This window comes from Actinopolymorpha alba DSM 45243 (assembly GCF_000373925.1).
Classification (GTDB): Bacteria; Actinomycetota; Actinomycetes; order Propionibacteriales; family Actinopolymorphaceae; genus Actinopolymorpha; species Actinopolymorpha alba.
Window position 1 is genome coordinate 1 of record NZ_KB892756.1, and the last position, 17,942, is coordinate 17,942.

The window sequence follows — 17,942 nt, forward strand, 5'->3', positions numbered from 1 at the left end:
GCCAGCTCGAACAGTGTCGTGATCGGCACGTTCAGCTGGAGTTTCGCCTTGATCGCTGCCTTCCAGGACCGGAACGCGGCCGGGATCTCCTGCTCTGGGATTGGTTCCCGGTCAGCGTCGCCACCCGGACCGCGTCCGGGTTCGCCGCCTCCCATGGCCGCGTCGCCCTCACCAGTTGCTCCGTTATTGCGGGCCTGACGTGCGGGCCGGTCCAACGGGTGGGGGTAGGTGGCGGGTTTGCAGTCCTCACACGGGCAGCCCGCAAGGTGGTGGTCGTGGTCGCACCCGCTGTGCCGGCACCCATCCGACTCGGCAGCAGATTCCTCCTGCGCACCCTCAGCTTCGCCTTGGGCGGGGCTGTCGGCGTTGTTCTGTTCCTCGAGGAGGTCGTCAAAGGATTCTTGACGAGGGCCGGCGTCGTCGCTGTTCTCCCGGTCGCCGTTCTCGCAGTCACAGTCGCAGTCCTCGCCGGCACTCCCAGCGTCGGTGCTGGTCTGTTCGCGACTGGCGGCGCCTTCGCGGGCTTCTTCCTCGCCGTCGCAAACGATGACGTCGGCCTCGCCGTTGCAGATGATGACGTCGGCTTCGCCGGAGAGGAGGGAGATGGCGATGTCGGCNCGTAGTTGGGGGAGGGTGCGTTCGTCCCCGCGTGCCTTCTCGGTGCGGGCGATGGCGTCGATCAAGGCCCAGGCTTGGGCTGCTTGATCGTGGGAGATGCCGTGCAGGCGCACGGTGGAGACGTTGTCCACATCAGGGTAGACAGCTACACCGCGGTCTTCGCGAGCCTTCTTGTGACGCTCCTTCGCCGCCTCCGGGTCCACCTTGATGATTTCGGCTTCAACATAGAGCCGTAGCAGCCCGCCGCGCAGTTTCAACACCTCGGGGAAGATCGCCTCATCCACTGCTGTGCGGTCAGCCGGGGGTAGGAGGCTGAGCCGGTCGACGATCGTCCGAACCTCAGAGAATTCGAATTCACCACGTTCCAACGCACCGCGAGTGTTCGGCAGATCGGTCAACGCCAAGGCGATGAGCATGAACTGATCACTGCGGTAGTTGGTCCACCCCAACATCGGCGACAACAGTTCAGCGGCCCGCGGCTCGGGCTGCGACGACCGTTCCGCCTCAGCGTCCTTGAAACACGGCGGGCAATGCGCCAACGCATTCACAGCACCAAGACTCAGGTACTCAGCCCAGCGAGCGAGCTTCCGCGCGGCACGAACCAGCTCACCCAACTCGTAACCATTACACGCTGACTGATCAACAGCAGCGAATGCCACCACCAACTCCGGACCGGGAAGCATCTCAGCAAACCCAGGCGGGAGCGGTGAGATCCGCACACCATCGCCGTCGCTCATACGTTCGATCTTACTCGCTCAAGATCGTCTACGCAACCGGCGATGGCCGCACATCCCTTATTTACAAGGAGGGTCGGCTAATAGTCGGCCATCATCGGTGTGCTCGATTGGGATTCGATCTGAGCGAGCTACCCTTGCTGACGCGGAGGCGAGGCCGTGGATGGCGCCGACGAAATCGGGGCGCATTAGCTAGCGCTGGTCGTCGTTGAACCTTGAGTAGATGACCAGTTCCACCGCAGGAGTGGTCACCTACTCAAGGTTCGGCGCGGGGCGAGGCCTCGCAGGGCCTGAGCTCGCAGGGCCCGAACTTGCGGGGCCCGGCGCCCCCGGAAGGGTGCCGCGCAACCAAGCAGTCAGAGAAGCGCGGCGTGGCGGAGGACCTTCGTGATCGCGGTCGCGATGTCGCGCACGTCCTCCTCAGTGCCGAGGAGCACGGGCTGCGGCAGCCATACCGTGTCGGAAGCCACGCGGTCAGCCACCGGCACCTCTGGATCGGTGTAATCGAGGTCAAGTCGCTTGATGAGCGTCGCGATCTCCTCCCGCAAGGCAGCGTTGCGGTGCAGGCCGACGTACCCGCTGGAACACGGGATCCCTTCGGCCGCGAGCGCCCGCACGAAGGCGTCCCGTCGGTCCGTCACGCCAAGCTCCGGCACCCGCATGATGAACAGGTGCCAGCCGTGCGCCGTCACCGAAGGGTCGTCCGGCGGCAGCCATACACCCTCGACCCCGCTGAGGAGTTCGCGGAGCAAGGCGGCATTGACGCGACGGCGTTCCTGCTGCTCAGGATGGCGGCTCAGCTGGCCCGACAGGATCGCCGCCTGGAACTCCGTCAGCCGTAGGTTGTAGCCCAGATGTTCGTGTTGGTACCACCCGCCACCCTTGACACGGCCGACGTTGGCGAGGGAGTACAACCGCTCGGCCAGCCGGTCGTCGTTCGTGACGACCGCACCGCCCTCACCCGCGCTCATGTTCTTGGACGTCTGGAAGCTGAACGTGCCGAGGTCCCCGAGCGCGCCGACCCGCCGGCCGCGCCACTCGGCGCCGTGGGCCTGCGCGGCGTCCTCGATAATGGCGACGCCGTGCTCACGCCCCAACGCCGCGAAGGCGTCCATGTCGCACGGCCGGCCAGCGATGTGGACGGGCATCACCGCGCGAGTACGTCCGGTGAGTGCGGCGGCCGCCGACGCGGGATCGAGGAGGTGCGTGTCGGAATTGAGGTCGGCGAAGACTGGAATCGCTCCCACAAACGTCACCGCCGCCGCGCTCGCGATGAACGTGTACGGGGGTACGACGACCTCGTCGCCGACGCCGACGCCAGCGGCTCGCAACGCCGCGGCGAGGGCGAGCGTGCCGTTGCTGACGCACACACAGTGCGCGGCCTGCTGGTAAGCGGCGAACTCAGCTTCGAAGCCGGTGACGAGTGTCCCGTGCGTGCTGCCCCATTTGCCGGAGGCGAGCACCTGAGCCAAAGCCTCGGCATCCTGGGGGCCAGCGGTCGGCCACTGCGGAAACCTGCGCGTGCGCACAACCTGCCCGCCGTGAATGGCGAGGGTGTCCTTCCCTGTCACTTCGTTCCCTTCCATTCCCTGGTCAATGGGATCCGGGCCGCCGCACCGACCGCGAGGTCATAGCGGTAACCCTGGTTGAAGTCCTTCTTGTCGATATAACCACGGATGGTGGTCGCCGCTCCGATGTCGAGGATCAACGTCGTGTCGTTGACGAGCTCGGCACCGATGATGCGGTACGCCGCGTTGCGTTCCCCATCATTGTCGACGTAGACGTAGGAACCCACCAGCGTCGAGGGTGCGGGACCCTTCTTCGCGAGCCGGAGTGTCACCGTGTTGCTGGCGCTGAGATCCCGGGGGAAGTCGGTCACGGTTCCGTTCACGGCGGTCGGGCCCTGCATTCGGGGCAGCGGCCCGACCTTGGTGGCGTCATGGCCGAAGGCGTAGGCGGGCTTGCCGTCCCGCAGAGAGTAGACGCCAAACGCACCGCGGAAGGTGAAGGCGTCGTCGTCGATGCTGAGCAGCACGTCGGTGCGCAGCGAGCTCACCACGTAGTCAGTCCGGCCGTTCGTCAAGGTCACCTTGACGGCAGCGGCCTCGTGCGGAGCGATCGCCGCGTTGACGCCGCGTACCTTCACCGCCACGACGTCACGTACGTAACGCTGACCGACGTACGGCTCGATCAGCGAGACGAACTGACTGGCCAAGCCCTCGCCCTGCCGGCGCGCGATCAGGTAGCGGAGGGACGCCGGGTTGCCCGGCTTGTTCCGTGGCGGAATCCCGTCGCAGAGTGCCACCTCGTCGACGTCGGTCAGCACGGTGAGGCGCAGGTGCAGGTCGGGGTCGGGGTTGTGGACGCCCCAGGTGTCCTTCACCTTCCAGTCCACGCTGAAGGTCGCGCCAGGATCGGAGTCCCGCTCGACGTTGGACAGCCAGTCGAAGCCGCTCGGGTTGGCCCGCGGGACCGCGTTGTCGGCTGGGGGCAGGACGCCAGGGCCGGCGTACGTACCGCCTGACTGCGGGGCCAGCGTGAGGCCGGACGTGCTGACTGGTCCCTCCGCGGCGTGGAAGGAAAGGTGGTGTTGACGGCCACCGACCACGCGGAAGAAGTCCACCGCGTAGGAGTTCTCGGCATCAACCTTCACCTGCGCGGTCACCCGGCGATAGACGCTGGTCTGCGAGTAGGCTTTTGGTGCGGCGACGTCAATGACCTGTACGTCGTCGGTGGCCGCGAAGCCGTACGGTCGCCCCACCCACTGGGCTGCCTGCTTGCGCGCGTCGACGGTGACGGTGTTGTGGGCAATGGTGTTGGCGTTCCACTCGATCCGGCGGGCGTTGTTGTCCGCGAACTCCGGATATCCGAGATCAGGCATCAGGTCGACACCGAAGCCGAAGAGCCCGATGTTAAGCGCGTCGGCATGGCCGTGCCCGGAGGTACGCCCGTAGCTCACCCACAGCTCGCGGGCCTTCGCGCCTGTGCCGGTGCGTAGGGCGCCGAAGCCGAACCCCGTCAGGTTGACGCTGGCCAGCGTCAGGGGGCCCTTGGTGGCAATGACGTCGGCGATCCGCTTCCGGGTGCCCTCGACGTCGCTGGAGTAGATACTGCCGTAGAGGCCATCGGTCTTGTTGCCGTTCAGCAGATAGGCCAGCTGCGCGGCCTCGGTGGTGCCGTACCGCTCGAAGTCCGCCGCATACACCTGCGCCGAGCCGTTCAACAACGGCTGCCCAGTGGCGCCGGTGTCACCGATCGAGGGCGTGTAGCGGTTGAGCATCGTGAGCTTGGGACGCACCTGAATCATCTGGGCGTACTTCGGGTGCTGGTACAGATCCGCGGCGGGGTATTTCGGGTATCCCGCCAGGGCGTCGGCGACCCCGCCGATCGTGCCGATCCACAAGAAGTTGTAGTGCGGCGCCGCTTCGTTGCCCATGCCATCACGGTCGACGTCCTCGACCAGCGTGGCGTACATGTTGCCGCCGGTGATCCGCAGGTCGGGGTCGCGGACCCGCTCACCGCTGGCGAAGACCCAGTCGATCCATTCCCGCGACTCGGTCGCGGAGTCCAGCACCACCGCGGCCGTGGCGAGGGTGGCCTGGTGGGAGCCGAAGTTGCCGGCGATCTGGTGGCCCTTCACCGCGGGAAAGGTCTGCCGGACGATGTTGTTCTCGATGTTCACCTTGATCGCGTCGACGGAGTCCTTGGGCGGCAGGCCGAACTCCCGCGCCTTCGCCGACAGGAAGGGAACGACGTTCGCGTCGTCGCCGGAGGCGATCGCGGGAAAGAACGCGTCATAAGAGGAGACGAGGTCCCTCGCCAGGCTGTTCTCCCAGATGCAGCCGAGGACTTTTCCCTTGCCCGAAAGGCCATCCGACTGCAGGTAGCCGTCCTCACGTCGGTAGGCCGCGGCGTCCATCGAGGGATAGACGTCGGCAATCCGGTCGAGCAGGATCAACCCGGCGTGGGCGTACTTCTCCTCACCCGTATAAACGTAGGCGTCCCGGAACCATCGAAGCGCGAAATACAACGGTGCCTTGGCGGTCGCGGTGGCGCCGTACCACAGCTGCCAGTGGATGTAATAGGCGATGAACGTCCATTTGTCGCCGTTGTCGTCGACCCAGCCGTATCCATCGTCGACGCCCCAGGTCGGTCCACGTTCGGGATAGAGCTCGTTGACCAGAAGGCTCCGGTCGGCGTGCGCCGGGTCGAAGAGGCCGTGCTCGTCCAGTCCGCTGGCGTAGTAGGCGCCGAAGTCGTTGGTCGGAAAGACGTAATCGCTGGAGGGGTCGACGAGCTTCCACGGACGGTTGAGCGGATCGGCCTCCCAGGGGTAGTTGCCGAATCGGAAGAGATCGGTGCCGGTGATCGGCGAGCCGAGGGTTTGGTTCACCGCATAGCTACGGGGGAGACGCTGGCCCGTGACCAGCCTCCACAGCCACTCATCGCCCTTGGCCAGGTAGGGCCGGGCGGCGGCAACCGCACCGTCGCGCAGTGAACGAGCCCAGTCATAGGCGTCGATGTTGCGCCGGACGGCGGCGACCTTCTCCGGCGTGTAGTACGTCGAGGCGGTCTTGGTCGGCGTGGTCGCGACCCCCGCCGCGATACCGGCAGGGACACCGGCCGGCGTACCCGGCGTCGCGGCGTACGCGGTGCGGAGCGGCAGGCCAGGCGGCGCGACGGCGCCAGCCAGGCCAGCGAGCCCGGCGGTGCCGGCGGCCGCCGTACGAAGGAAGTCCCGGCGACTCGGGCGGCCGCGCCCGGGGGGATTTGGCAGAAGGGGACCGGATCTGGTCATCGTTCCTCCGACAGCTGATCGGGCGGTGCGATGAATGGAGGTTGGCGCAGACCCGACTTTAGGTCAAGACCGTATAGACAACCAGCCGCCGGCCAGGACAGGATTGAGTGGGCATCCGTGTCAGACCGACACAACGAACGAGCCAGACCGACACACGGACCAACCAGCCAGCGTGGCGAACCCTACGAGGTGGCTAATGAGGCAAGGCGGCAAGGACGAACTCGCGCTCGACGGCGGCACGCCCGTACGCACGTCGGCGTTCCCCAGCGTCAGCAACGCCAGTGGCCGCACCCTCGGCCAGGAGGAGCTGGACGCCCTCCGTCGGGTGATCGAGTCCGGCCAGCTCAACTCCACGATCGGCCCCGAGACCCGCGTCCTGGAAGGCGAGTTCGCCGACTACTACGGCATCGGTCATGCGGTCGCGTCGAGTTCGGGTACGGCGGCCCTCCACCTCGCGGTCGCCGCCGTCGATCCCGACCCAGGCGACGAGATCATCACGACGCCCATCACTGACGCCGGCACGGTGCTGCCGATCCTGATGCAGAACGCCGTACCCGTCTTCGCCGACGTCGACCCGACGACCGGCAACCTTGACCTCGCGTCCGTCCGTGACCGCATCACGCCACGCACACGCGCGATCCTCGTCGTACATCTCTTCGGCGCGCCGGCACCGGTGGCGGCCCTCCGGCGGCTCGCCGACGCACACGGCATCGTTCTCATCGAGGACTGTGCGCAGGCCTATCTCACCCGCGTCCCTGACGGCCGGCTCGCCGGAACTGTGGGACATATCGGCTGCTTCAGCCTGCAGCAGTCCAAGCACATCACCGCCGGCGACGGCGGGCTGTGCATCACTGACGACCCGGCGCTGGCCCGCCGGATGCGGTTGTTCGCCGACAAGGGCTGGCCGCGCGACACCGACGAGCGGACGCATCTGTTCCTGTCCACCAACTACCGCCTGACCGAGCTCCAGGCCGCGGTCGCCCGGGCGCAGCTACCCAAGCTCGCCGGCGTGGTCAGCGCTCGCCGGGAGGCGGCCAAGCGGCTCACCGCCGTGCTCGAGCCACTCGCCGGACTCATGCCACCACTCGACGGCGGCGGCATGAGCTACTGGCTGTATCCGGTGATCATCGACCCGGATGCGGCCGGTGGCTCCTGCCACGACTACGCCAAGGCTCTCGCCGCAGAAGGGATTCCGGCGAACGGCGGCTACCTCACCCGACCGGTCTACCGTACGCCGGTTCTGGTCGAGCGCCGCACCTACGGCACCTCGGGATATCCGCTCTGCAGCCCGCCGGCGCGCGAGGTCCCCGACTATCGCGCCGGCCTGTGTCCGACGGCAGAGCAGCTGATCGCCGAACGCCTCATCGTTCTCCAGTGGAACGAACGCTATACGGACGACGACGTTGACGACATCGCCCACGCGATAGCGAAGGTCCATCGGGCGTTCACGGAATAGGGCCGGCCCTGACGTGGAGGTCAGGCCGGCCCGGATGTCGCTGGTAAGGCGTCGCTATTGGTCAGGGCTCTCCTCGCTCAGAGGACGAACCTTCTCCCGCGCCTCGTCTGTCGCCGTCTGGATCGCCTCGAGGACGGCCCTGGAAAGCTCGTCGGCGGGCATCGCCATCAGGCTGGGGTCGAGCGCGAGCTCGCGCAGCTCACCATCGGCGGCGACTTCCGCGTGCACCTGACCTTCGAGCGACTCCCCGACGCCGACGGTCTTCTTGAGCTCCTCGCCGTAGCTGTCGAGGATCCGGTCGAGGGTCTCCAGGACGTCAACGGATTCGCGGGCCGCCCGCAACCGCAGCTTGACGGACTCCCTCAGAGCGGTGTATTCGCCGTACTTCATCGTCCCTCCTGAAGGGTGCGCCGCAGGGACTCCACGATCTCGTCCACACTGGTCTGCGTCGCTTCCGTGCCGTTTGCCATGCCGGCGGGATCGATGAGGCCGGCGAGCGCGGACCCCGCGCCGGGCAGAGCGGTGTCGAAGATCTCCGCCAGCTTCTCGCTCGCGTCCGAGGTGGCGGCGTGGATGGCCTCGAGGACAGCGGCGGCGAGATCTTCCGATGGCATACGCATGACGCGCGGGTCGAGTTCCAGTCCCTGCACCGATCCGCCGGCCATCACCTCGACCCGGACCCGCCCGTCCGCGGCCTCGCCCACGCCGCGAAGGCTCGCGAACTGGTCGGCCGCGCTCTGGGCCGCCTCCATCTGCCGGGTCGCGGCGTTCAACAGCTCTTCGTACTCGTCCGTGCTCACGTGGGCAGTGCCCCCTTGCTCTGCTCGTGATGTGCGTGTGGTTAGTACTTCGTGGTGAGTTTGTTGAGGTCGGTGGTCGACATTCGCACCGACTGAAGATCCAGGCCGTCGTACGTCGAGGAGCCGTATTTCCATTCCTTCTTCTCGACGGTGAACGACTGCATCAGGAACGGCGCGAGTCCGGCGCTGATGATAAGGGCGCGGGAGGTCTCGCCCACCAGCCCGACCCAGCTTCCGACCGCCTTGCTGAGCGTCCCGCCGACGAGTTCGATAACGACCTTGACGGCGCCGGCGGTGGGTGGAGCGGCGGCGGCTGTGGCCTGGAGCCAGATCAGAAGTATGAGAACCGCGAGTGAATAGCCGAACCACAGCCATTGCGCGCGAAAGAGATGGTTGTGGATGTTCTTCAGGGTGCTGGCGGTCTTGGTTATCAGGAGCGAGCACTCGTGGAGTTCGTCCTTCAGTCGACGCATGTAGTTTGTGAACGCCTCAGAGCCCTCGCTGCCGTTCCAGGCCTGGGCGAACATCGGCATGATGTCCACCAGCGCGAGATTGAACTGGTTGAGGTCCTCCGCTGCCGACTCCCACCTGCTCTGTGCGTCGGTGAGTTCGCTGTCAAGCGGCGTGAACAACGCCCACAGGAGCGTGGAAATGCCGGCCGCCACCGAGATCTGCCCGGCGCCTTTCAGGGTCGCTCCCACCAGCATGCCCTTGATCGCCAGGCCCCAGGCGATCCCGAGTACGGTGAGTTGTCCGGCGCCGCGGATGTCTTCCCAGCTCAAGTTGATCTCGCTGGGCGGATCGGCGACCTGGTTCGGATCCAGGATGTTGGCCTGCTCCGCGGTCTGGTAATTCTTGGCGACGATGACGAGGCCTTCCAGGACGCCGTGGAAATTGTCGCAGGCGGCGTCAAGGTTGGTATGGAAGAAACGCCGGGCGCCGTCGTAGTCATCCTTGATAAAGAAGGCCGCGGCGAGTCCGAGAGCGATCACGGGCAACTCGGCCGACGCCAGGTTTCCGCGCGCACTGAGAAGGCGCTGATATGGTGAGTCAGGACCTTCACCAAGTTTTTTGATTGCTTTGACGAAATTCTCTGGATCGTGCACTGGCATTTCGTGGACGGCTCCCCGTTCGGTGTCAACAGAACGTCCGTAATATCGCGCATCGCCACGCTAGACGATCTTGGAGTCCGGCCACAGTCTGAGGAGTCGAAGTATGGGAACTGTTCACCGAGTCGACACCGACCTTCGCAGATCTGGCCTCCTGGCCCTCGGAATCGGTGCCGCTTTCCTTGCCGGCGGAGGCGCCCTTCTGGCGTTCACGGCCGAGTGGTTCTTCGGCGTGCTGCTCGCCATCATGGGAGTCGTCGCGGTGTCTTACGCCGTCCGCCTCATCGGCTCGCCGACCGCCGGGGCGAGCGTGACCGTGGACGATGACGCGGTGACCCTTCAACGGGGGGACGCCACGATCCGGATTCCGTGGGCGGACGTCGACCACTGGGGTGTGGCGAGCAGGCGCGCGGTGGGTGCCAACTCACGGTTTACGCGGTTGGTGGTGTGGCCCACCGACGCGCCGGCGCCGGCGACCGTCGAGGCAGCTGAAGCCTTGTGGAGCAGGCATCACGAGGGCTGGACCGTGACGACGTTCGACGCCAGCGCCGAGCTGCTCGCCGACCTCGCGGACAAGGCACCTCGACCGCGCCGCGACGCGATCGAGGTGCCTGACTGGTAGGACGGGATCTCTGCGTTCACCTTCGCCAGAACAGGTGGTGAGTCACACCGCTCGGGCTGGGCACGACCTCGAGATGGAACCGGTCGAGCAGCTCATCGGGTGACTCCCAGAGTCGTATTCCGGACCCGAGCTTCACCTGCGAGACCGCCACGTGCATGGTGTCGACGAGGTCGGCGTCGAGGAACTGCCGGATGGTGGTAACCCCGCCGCCGAGTCGGACGTCCCTACCCTGCGCCGCCTCCCGCGCCTGCTCGAGGACCGTGGCCGGGTCGCCGTCGACGAAGTGGAACGTGGTGTCGGAGAGCGTGAACGGAGGACGCGTGTGGTGGGTCATGACGAACACCGGGGTGCGGAACGGAGGCTTGTCACCCCACCAGCCGCGCCACTCGTGGTCGCGCCAGGGGCCCCGCTGCGGACCGAACTTGTTGCGGCCCATGATCTCGGCGCCGATGTTGCGGGCGAAGTCTCGCGTGAGGTAGTCGTCGAGGCCGCGGCTTCCGCCGGGATCGGTGCGCATGGGCCAGCTCGCCGTGGCGCCGGCCCAGGCGAACATGTCGCCGGGGTCGGCGCCGAACGGCTGCTCGAAGCTCTGGTGTTCGCCCGCACCGATTCCGTCACTTGAGACGTTGAAGTTCTGGACTCTGAGAAGCTGGCTCACGTAGATCCTCCTGCACTGTTGATGATGGTGAGACTCCGCGAGCCGTGCGGACTCATCGCTGCGACCAGGACCGTTCAGACGGTTTCGTACGCCGCCATCATCGCCATGTCCTCGTGCTCGAGGTTGTGGCAGTGCAGCATGTACGCGCCGCGGTAGTCGGTGAACCTGACCGCCACGTCGACGTACTCCGCCGGCCGGACGTCAACCGTGTCTTTCCACCCGGCGTCGTACACCCCTGGAGCGCCTCCGCCCCGCTTGATCACCTGGAACGGGTCGAGGTGGATATGGACAGGATGGTGCAGGTCGGAGATGAAGCGCCAGATCTCGATCTGGCCGAGCTTCGGTGCGGCGTCCATCCGCTTCGGATCGAAGTCCTTGTTGTTGATGGTCCAGTGCACGTTACTTCCCCCGATGCCGCTGGGGTCGCCCTGCGGCGCGCCGCGGCGGAAGTGCCACTCGCGGGTGCGGACGGCCTTCGCCGGGTCGAGGCGTTCGATCCGGCTCAGACGGTCTGGCACCCTGCTGTCGTCCTTGACCTTCCGGGTGACCCGGAATCTCATCACCTGGCTGGTCTGGCCGCCACCGAGCCCGTTGGTCAGCGTCACCTCCGTGCCAGGTTTGTACGCGGAGAAGTCCACCACGACATCGAACCGCTCGGCCGGGGCGATCTCGATCGCGTCGTGTTCGACCGGTCTCTCCAGAAGTCCACCGTCCGCGCCCACCTGGACGAACCCGGGGCCCTCATTTGGTGCGGGCGTCAGGGCGAGGCGATAGCGGCGGGCGTTCGAGGCGTTGAGGATCCGGAACCGATAGCGGGCCGCCTCCACCTCGAGCTCCGGCCAGGGTGCGCCGTTGACGAGGATCACGTCGCCGAGAATGCCCTCCATGTAGTCGGCGAGGACGCCAGGCGTCGACTGGAGCGTGCGGTCGAGCGAGGGATACCGGAATGCGCCGTCAGCCTCGAAGGACCGGTCGCAGATCATGAGGGGGATGTCACGGTCGCCCTCGGGGAGGGGCAGCGCGGCTTCCTCGTCATCGTGGACGAGGTGGAAGCCGGCGAGGCCGCGATAGACCTGCGGGCCGGTGAAGTCCATGCGGTGGTCGTGGTACCACAACGTGGCCGCCCGCTGCCGCATTGGATAGACGTAGTCGCGCTCGCCCTTGGTGACCCGGCCGAGCATGGAGCTCCCGCCGTGTCCCTGATGGGCCGGGGGCTTCCACCCCTTCACCGGCAGCAGCAGGTCGGTGGGATAGCCGTCACTGTCGGCAGGGGTGTGGCCGCCGTGCAGGTGAACGGCCACCGGGACCGGCAGCTCGTTACGGTGGCGTACGACGGTGCGCCGGCCACTGCGGGTGACGAGCGTCGGCCCCGGGAAGATCCCGTCGTACCCCAGGATCGGCGTCCTGAGGCCAGGCAGGATCTCGGCGACGCCGGCCTGTTGCACGATCTCGTAGTAGTCGGTCGTGCCGTCAGAGCGGGTCGGGCGCTTGACCGGCGGGATCGGCAGCGGAACGCGGAACGGCTTGGGCAGCGGCGCCCGGCTGGGCAGGAGGTCCGCGGTCTGGCCGGCGACTCCACCGAGGCCGCAACTCGCGAGAGCCGCGGCGGCGCCGGTGGCCCCGACTAGCCCGAGGAAACCTCGCCGGGACAGGTTCGGTCGAGAAGGAGTACGTCGGGAGAAGCTCATGTGCGGCGCTTTCTGCGAACTCGGGCCAGACGTGAGGTCGGACCGAAAACCCAGATCGTGAAGAGGATCTGGACAACGACCAACGTCACACCCAGCGGGATGTGGGCGTCGAGGACGCCTGCGTAACCGAGGATCTTCTGGGCCTCTTCGAGGCCAGGGAGCGCGAGGCTGAGCCACAGCGGCCAGAGCCGTCCACGGCCACGCCAGCCATAGATCAAGGCGGCGATGAACTGCAGGGCGGCGGCCGAGGTCACGGTGTGGGCATTGACCTCGTGGTTGCCGATGGCGCCAACGTCGCCGGCGAGGTAGACACCCGCGAGCACGGGCTGGGCGAAGATCACGAGGGCGTGGATGACCGCCGCGACACGGAGCGCCCAGAGCGAGGCCCGGGGACCCTGAGGTGCGGTCGAAACTACGGGCGGAGCGGCGAGGCCGGTCGTCGCGTCCGTCATGCCTGGCGCCGCTTGCGTGGCCGGGCGTACCGCGCTGCGCGGCGGAAGACCCAGATGGTGAAGAAGACCTGGCTGGCGACGATCATCACACCCAGCGGAATGTGGACGGCGAGATCGCGGCTGTAGCCCATGCCGATCTGGATCCCCACGAGGAAGAACAGCGCGCCGCTGAACAGCGCCGGCCACAGGCGCCCCCGGCCCGCCAGGAAATAGACCAGGCCAACGGCGATCTGGACCATGACCATCAGGATCACGAAGTTGGCGTTGAAGCCGTGCACGCCGATGGCGTCGACGGCACCGCTGAGGTATTCGCCGGCAAGGATCGGCTGGGCCACCACCAGCACGGCGGCGATGAGAGCGACGACGCGCAGGGTCCACAGCGAGGCCCGCGGCCCGGTCTCGGTGGGGCGCTGGGTGGATGGTGTGGTGTCGGCGGTGTCCACGGGTGGTGCCACGGTTTCCTCCAAGCCTTCCGATCTCGAACCGACTGTATATGTCGACTGTCTACTTATGAATCAGGGATGTCCCGGTCTGTCGCCTCAGGGCAGCCAGGATTCCGCCAGGGGACGGCCCTCGCGGAACCGACATTTCACCCTTTCACAGGTAGGCTTCCTACCTGTGAAGGCCGATATCGTGCGCGGGCATCTCGATGCCCTTCTCCTCGCCACGCTCGAGGACGGTCCGCTGCATGGGTACGCGATCATCGAGAGCTTGCAGGCGCGCAGCGGCGGCATCCTCGACCTGCCGACCGGGAGCGTCTATCCCGCACTGCGCCGGCTCGAGCGGGCGAGGTACGTCAGTGGCAAGTGGAGCATTGTCGGTGGACGCCGGCGCCGCACCTATCAGCTCACGCGTGCTGGCCGGCAGGCCCTTGCCCGCGAACGCATCGACTGGACCCGCTTCACGACCGCGATCGGCGGTGTGCTGGGGAGCGAAGCATGAGTGAGCGGTGTGAGCGGCACGGTGCTCTGCGGGACGGGCCGATCGCCGCGTACGTCAAGGAGGTGGAGCGGCAGCTGACCGGACCGCCCGGCCCCCGCCGGGATCTCCTCTCCGAGCTCGAGGACGGTTTGTATGACGCTGCGGAGGCTCATGTCCGCCGTTCCGGCCTCGCTGCTCGCGAGGCCGAGGAACGTGCCGTAGGGGAGTGCGGCCAGGTCGCTGAGTTGGCCGCTGCCTACCGAGCCGAGCTGGTCGCCTCCCAGGCCCGGCGTACCTCCAGATTGCTCGCCCTCGCCATGCCCGGACTGGTTTTTCTGTGGGACATCCCGTGGCTCGTCGGCGGTCCGTGGAACACCCCCTCCCCGCGGATCGTGCTCCTGCTGTCCGACATCACGACCGTGGTGGGGGTGGGCACAGGTGCGTGCGCGTTGCTCGCGATCGCCATGCTCGCCCTGGGTGCGAGGGTCGGAATCCGGGGCGGCCTCGCTCGCCACGAGCCTCGGGTCGCTGCGGCGATCGGGTTGATCGGCGTCGCCGCCCTCATCGTGACCTTCATCTGTACCAGCGGTCTGGCCGTCCTCAACCCCGACGAAGCGTTGGGCGCGTTCGTGATCTCCTGGATCGGCATTCCACTCCAGGTCATCACGGCCGTGGCCGTGTGGTGTCTGGTCCGCTCGATCATCCGTACGCTGCGGGCGGCCCGTGAGACGGTGGCCACATGACCTTCGTCGTGCGCCGGCCGGGACCGTACTCGCCGATCGCGGACTACCTCCGCGAACTCGAGCGCGCCCTTCCTGGTCCGCGGACCGTCCGCCGTGACCTCCTCGGCGAGCTCGCGGACGGACTGCACGACGCGGTGGAGGCGCACACCAGGGCCGGCCTGTCCACCCACCAGGCGGAGGTACGCGCGGTCGAGGCCTCCGGCCAGGTGGCCGAGCTCGCCTCGGCGTACCGCACCGAGCTCGCGGTCGCCCAGAGCCGGCGTACCGCCAGGCTCTTCGCCCTGTCCATGCCGAGCCTGGTGCTGGCCTGGACCGCGGTGTGGACGAGGAACTTCCCGACCTCGAGCAGCGCCGCCGGTGGACCTCCCCACATGGAGCTGCTCTCGAGCCTCACCGACTGGATCGGCCTGGTCGGGGGTGGGAGCGCACTCTGCGTACTCGCGCTACTGACCTGGGTCGCCCGGATGAACGTGCCGGTACGCGCGATCCTTGTCGGGCAGGTCGTCGTGGGCGGGACGGCCGTGACTGTGTCGAGCGTTGCGTCGGTGGCGATGAACGTCCTCAATTCGGAGCAGGTACTCCGGGTCGTCATGTCCTCGCCGCCGTTGTTCGCCCTGGGCATCGTCTCGACCGCCCTGAGCGTCTGGAAGGTCCACTCACTGTGGCTGACGTCGCGGACGGCGTTCTGTCGACGCCCGCTCGGTCGATCCGGGGCGCTCCAGCCGGCCAGGCCGGGCTGAGGTCCAGCCGCCGAATCAGCGACCGAGTCAGCCGCCGAGGAGGTCGAGCACCGCCACGTTGTGGAAACGTGGCCGGGTCCGCATCATCGCCGTCGACCCGCGGCGGGGGTGGACCCGGTTGGTCAGAAGGACCTGATAGATCCCGAGCTCTGGATCGACCCACAGGCTCGTCCCGGTGAAGCCGGTATGGCCGTACGCCGCCGGGCTGAGCAGGTCACCGGCGCCCGCCCCCAACGGGTCGTTGCCCTGCCAGGCGAGCGCGCGACGCAGGTTGAGGTGGTCGGTGGCCGGGCGGGTCATGGCGGCGAGCGTGTGGGGACGGAGGAGGTGGCCCTCGCTGGTGGTGCGGCCGTTCCGGAGGAGCGTGAGCGCGAGCTTCTCCATGTCGTCCAGGGTGGTGAAGAGCCCCGCGTGGGCGGCCACGCCGCCGAGTACGTCGGCGTTCTCGTCGTGCACCGTGCCCTGGATCATCCCGCCCCGCCACGGGCAGTCCTCGGTCGCGGCGGCCCGGGCCCGCTGGTCGGCCGGTGGGTTGAAGAGGGTGTCGGACAGGCCGGCCGGGGCGGTGACGGTACGGCGTACCAGCTCGTCCAACGGAAGGCTCGACGCCGCCTCGGCGACCCGGCCCAGAATGATGAAGCCGGGCGAGCTGTACTCGACCTGGACACCCGGTCGCGCACGTAGCGGCAACCGCCGGACCGCCTCGAGAAGGCTGGCCCGGTCGGGGTGATCGCGGTAGAGCGGCTGGCCACCGGGCACACCCGAGGTGTGGGTGAGCAGGTGCCAGATGGTGATGTCGGCCTTGTCGGTGTCGGCGTACTCCGGCAGGTGTTCGGCGACCGGATCGGTGAGCGAGAGCCGGCCCTGCTCGAGCAGGGCCATGACGGCAAGACCCACGATCGGCTTGGTGAGCGACGCGAGATCCCAGAGAGTGCGGTCGTCGACCGGCTCACCGCCCCAGGCCCGGGTGCCGAGAATGCCCCGCCGCGCGGGTCCCTGGATCGTGCCGACCGACCAGGCGGCGCCGGAGAACACTCGCGCCTCGTGCGCCGCGGTCAGCAACTCGGTCAATGGGTCAGACATCAACCAGCCAGCCCGCGGGGGCGTACGCCGTGACGTGGCGGCCTGCCCGTTGCCGGAACGCTGACGAGCTTGTCGAAGGCTGTCCTTGGAGCCACTGATGCGGGCCACACTCGGTCATCGGCGGGTTCGCGGGCACGACGACGAGCCTAGCCGACGAACCGCGCGCTCCCCAGGCGTTCGGTGCCCCGAAGTTGATCATCTCCGTGGCGGCGCGACCTCATGTGGTCAGGGCGTGTGGTCGCCGTCCTCGGCGTTCCTGCGGGCATAGAAGGTGAGCCGGTCGAGGTCGACGGTGACGCCGAGCCCTGGTCCCTGCGGCACGGCCAGAGCGCCGTCGGAGAAGGCGATACGTTCGGTGAGAATGTCTTCGGCGGTGAGGTAATACATCGCGTCGATCGCGTACTCCAGGCGGGCGAGAGCCGCCGCGACGTGCAGGTGACATGCGGTCGAGATGCCGAGTTCGCCGCCGCTGTGGAAGTTCAGCCCGAGCCCGAAGATCCGGCAGGTCGCGTCGAGGTCCATGGTCGGACGTACGCCGCCCCACTTGTGGACGTCGGCGTGCACGATGTCGACGGCATTCATCCGGATCGCGGGGGCGAGATCCTCCAGACGTACGACACACATGTTGGTGCAGAGCGGCGTGGCGATCTCGGAGCGGACCCTGGCCATGCCTTCAAGCCCTTCGCAGGGATCCTCGAGGTATTCGAGTCCAAGTGGGTCGAGGGCGCGGCCGGCCGCGATCGACGCGGGTACAGACCAGGCGGCGTTCGGGTCGACGCGGAGAGCGAGGTCGGGTAGGGCCTCGCGGAGGGCACCCATGACGGAGACGTCGAAGCGCGCGTCGACGGATCCCTTGAATTTCAGGGCGGTGAAACCAAGCGCGCTGATTTCTTCCTTGGCCTTGTCGGCGAGTACGGCGGGAAGATCGGACTTACTGGCGTTTCCGGCCGCGCCGCGGGTCAGGAGAGCGGTGATCGGAATAGTGTGCCGAGCTGCGCCGCCCAGATAGAGGTGCAGTGGAACCTGCCAGGCGCGACAACTCAGATCGAGGAACGCCATTTCCAAGGCGGCTAACGCGCAATAGCCGATATAGCCGTAGAAGAAGGGGACCATCGCGCACCGGCGGGCGACCTCGGCGGTCGCTCTGGGGTCAAGGCCGATGAACTGCTCCTTGATCCGGGTGATCAGTGCTGCGGTCGGGCGGCCGTTCATCGTTTCGCCCCAGCCTTCGAGGCCGTCATCCGTACGGACGCGAACGACAGTCCTTGTCGTGCCCGCCTTGGCCTCGAAGCTGCTGGCGAAGGTGGTTGTCAAGGGTACGTTGACAACCCAGACGTCGATCTCGGAGACGCGCATCAGAACCCTTCGTTTAGGTGGGACCGCGGCATGGAGAAGACCGTGTCGTCGCTAAGGCGCGCCGTATCGAGCATGACGCACTCCAGGTGGCGGGCGACCGGCGACGACACACCACGGACCCTAGCGTTGTGAGTCGTGGCAGCGCGAGGAGCCGAGACGCCTCC

The 17,942-nt window shown here is 67.3% G+C and carries 17 protein-coding genes; 5 read left to right on the forward strand and 12 right to left on the reverse strand.

Going from position 1 to position 17,942, the window contains the following annotated elements:
- The 3 genes from B141_RS41190 to B141_RS0117275 form a co-directional block, all read right to left on the reverse strand.
- Nucleotides 1–1,355: DUF222 domain-containing protein (locus B141_RS41190; protein WP_040421614.1), on the reverse strand; the 1,355-nt coding region annotated here is incomplete at its 3' end.
- A gap of 353 nt (nucleotides 1,356–1,708) precedes the next feature.
- On the reverse strand, nucleotides 1,709–2,923 hold the full coding sequence (locus B141_RS0117270; protein WP_020576431.1) for a DegT/DnrJ/EryC1/StrS family aminotransferase: 1,215 nt from the start codon (nucleotides 2,921–2,923) through the stop codon (nucleotides 1,709–1,711).
- Complete coding sequence (locus B141_RS0117275; RefSeq protein WP_020576432.1) at nucleotides 2,920–6,150, reverse strand: heparinase II/III domain-containing protein; 3,231 nt, start codon at nucleotides 6,148–6,150, stop codon at nucleotides 2,920–2,922. The genes B141_RS0117270 and B141_RS0117275 overlap by 4 nt, the downstream gene beginning before the upstream one ends.
- 196 nt (nucleotides 6,151–6,346) lie before the next feature.
- Between B141_RS0117275 and B141_RS0117280 the strand changes: the two genes are divergently transcribed.
- Nucleotides 6,347–7,606, forward strand: a complete 1,260-nt coding sequence (locus tag B141_RS0117280) for a DegT/DnrJ/EryC1/StrS family aminotransferase (RefSeq protein ID WP_020576433.1) — start codon at nucleotides 6,347–6,349, stop codon at nucleotides 7,604–7,606.
- Nucleotides 7,607–7,660: 54 nt separating this feature from the next.
- On the opposite strand, the gene B141_RS0117285 is transcribed toward B141_RS0117280, so the two are convergent.
- From B141_RS0117285 to B141_RS49370, 3 genes are read right to left on the reverse strand one after another with little or no spacing between them, the layout of a single operon-like run.
- A complete protein-coding gene (locus B141_RS0117285; RefSeq protein ID WP_020576434.1) occupies nucleotides 7,661–7,996 on the reverse strand; it encodes a YbaB/EbfC family nucleoid-associated protein in 336 nt (111 codons plus the stop codon).
- Nucleotides 7,993–8,406, reverse strand: a complete 414-nt coding sequence (locus tag B141_RS49365) for a YbaB/EbfC family nucleoid-associated protein (protein ID WP_020576435.1) — start codon at nucleotides 8,404–8,406, stop codon at nucleotides 7,993–7,995. The genes B141_RS0117285 and B141_RS49365 overlap by 4 nt, the downstream gene beginning before the upstream one ends.
- A 41-nt stretch (nucleotides 8,407–8,447) precedes the next feature.
- The gene (locus B141_RS49370; RefSeq protein WP_157181079.1) at nucleotides 8,448–9,398 is read right to left on the reverse strand and encodes a hypothetical protein; all 951 of its coding nucleotides are present in this window, start codon (nucleotides 9,396–9,398) and stop codon (nucleotides 8,448–8,450) included.
- Nucleotides 9,399–9,621: 223 nt separating this feature from the next.
- On the opposite strand from B141_RS49370, the gene B141_RS0117300 reads away from it, so the two are divergent.
- Nucleotides 9,622–10,137, forward strand: coding sequence for a hypothetical protein (locus B141_RS0117300; RefSeq protein ID WP_020576437.1), 516 nt, complete (start codon nucleotides 9,622–9,624; stop codon nucleotides 10,135–10,137).
- A gap of 16 nt (nucleotides 10,138–10,153) precedes the next feature.
- Here the strand turns inward: B141_RS0117300 and B141_RS0117305 are convergent, their stop codons facing one another.
- The 4 genes from B141_RS0117305 to B141_RS0117320 form a co-directional block, all read right to left on the reverse strand.
- The gene (locus B141_RS0117305; protein WP_020576438.1) at nucleotides 10,154–10,795 is read right to left on the reverse strand and encodes a dihydrofolate reductase family protein; all 642 of its coding nucleotides are present in this window, start codon (nucleotides 10,793–10,795) and stop codon (nucleotides 10,154–10,156) included.
- A gap of 74 nt (nucleotides 10,796–10,869) precedes the next feature.
- The gene (locus tag B141_RS0117310; RefSeq protein WP_020576439.1) at nucleotides 10,870–12,483 is read right to left on the reverse strand and encodes a multicopper oxidase family protein; all 1,614 of its coding nucleotides are present in this window, start codon (nucleotides 12,481–12,483) and stop codon (nucleotides 10,870–10,872) included.
- The gene (locus B141_RS41205) at nucleotides 12,480–12,935 is read right to left on the reverse strand and encodes a hypothetical protein (RefSeq protein ID WP_020576440.1); all 456 of its coding nucleotides are present in this window, start codon (nucleotides 12,933–12,935) and stop codon (nucleotides 12,480–12,482) included. The genes B141_RS0117310 and B141_RS41205 overlap by 4 nt, the downstream gene beginning before the upstream one ends.
- The gene (locus B141_RS0117320) at nucleotides 12,932–13,390 is read right to left on the reverse strand and encodes a hypothetical protein (RefSeq protein WP_237742723.1); all 459 of its coding nucleotides are present in this window, start codon (nucleotides 13,388–13,390) and stop codon (nucleotides 12,932–12,934) included. The genes B141_RS41205 and B141_RS0117320 overlap by 4 nt, the downstream gene beginning before the upstream one ends.
- A 163-nt stretch (nucleotides 13,391–13,553) precedes the next feature.
- Between B141_RS0117320 and B141_RS0117325 the strand changes: the two genes are divergently transcribed.
- Genes B141_RS0117325 through B141_RS50745 form a run of 3 tightly spaced genes read left to right on the forward strand, consistent with a single transcriptional unit; the run spans nucleotide 13,554 to nucleotide 15,339 of the window.
- Nucleotides 13,554–13,877 carry a PadR family transcriptional regulator gene (locus B141_RS0117325; protein ID WP_020576442.1) on the forward strand — a complete coding sequence of 108 codons (324 nt, stop codon included), beginning with the start codon at nucleotides 13,554–13,556 and terminating at the stop codon, nucleotides 13,875–13,877.
- Entirely contained in the window at nucleotides 13,874–14,599 is a 726-nt protein-coding gene (locus B141_RS45770; RefSeq protein WP_020576443.1) for a permease prefix domain 1-containing protein, read from the forward strand. Before B141_RS0117325 ends, B141_RS45770 begins: the two co-directional genes overlap by 4 nt.
- Complete coding sequence (locus tag B141_RS50745; RefSeq protein WP_020576444.1) at nucleotides 14,596–15,339, forward strand: permease prefix domain 1-containing protein; 744 nt, start codon at nucleotides 14,596–14,598, stop codon at nucleotides 15,337–15,339. The genes B141_RS45770 and B141_RS50745 overlap by 4 nt, the downstream gene beginning before the upstream one ends.
- 27 nt (nucleotides 15,340–15,366) lie before the next feature.
- On the opposite strand, the gene B141_RS0117340 is transcribed toward B141_RS50745, so the two are convergent.
- Together B141_RS0117340 and B141_RS0117345 are read right to left on the reverse strand one after the other, a co-directional pair.
- Nucleotides 15,367–16,422: a serine hydrolase domain-containing protein gene (locus tag B141_RS0117340; RefSeq protein WP_026257307.1), complete on the reverse strand. Its 1,056-nt coding sequence runs from the start codon at nucleotides 16,420–16,422 to the stop codon at nucleotides 15,367–15,369.
- A gap of 225 nt (nucleotides 16,423–16,647) precedes the next feature.
- Nucleotides 16,648–17,778, reverse strand: a complete 1,131-nt coding sequence (locus tag B141_RS0117345; protein ID WP_020576446.1) for a mandelate racemase/muconate lactonizing enzyme family protein — start codon at nucleotides 17,776–17,778, stop codon at nucleotides 16,648–16,650.
- Nucleotides 17,779–17,942: the final 164 nt, after the last annotated feature.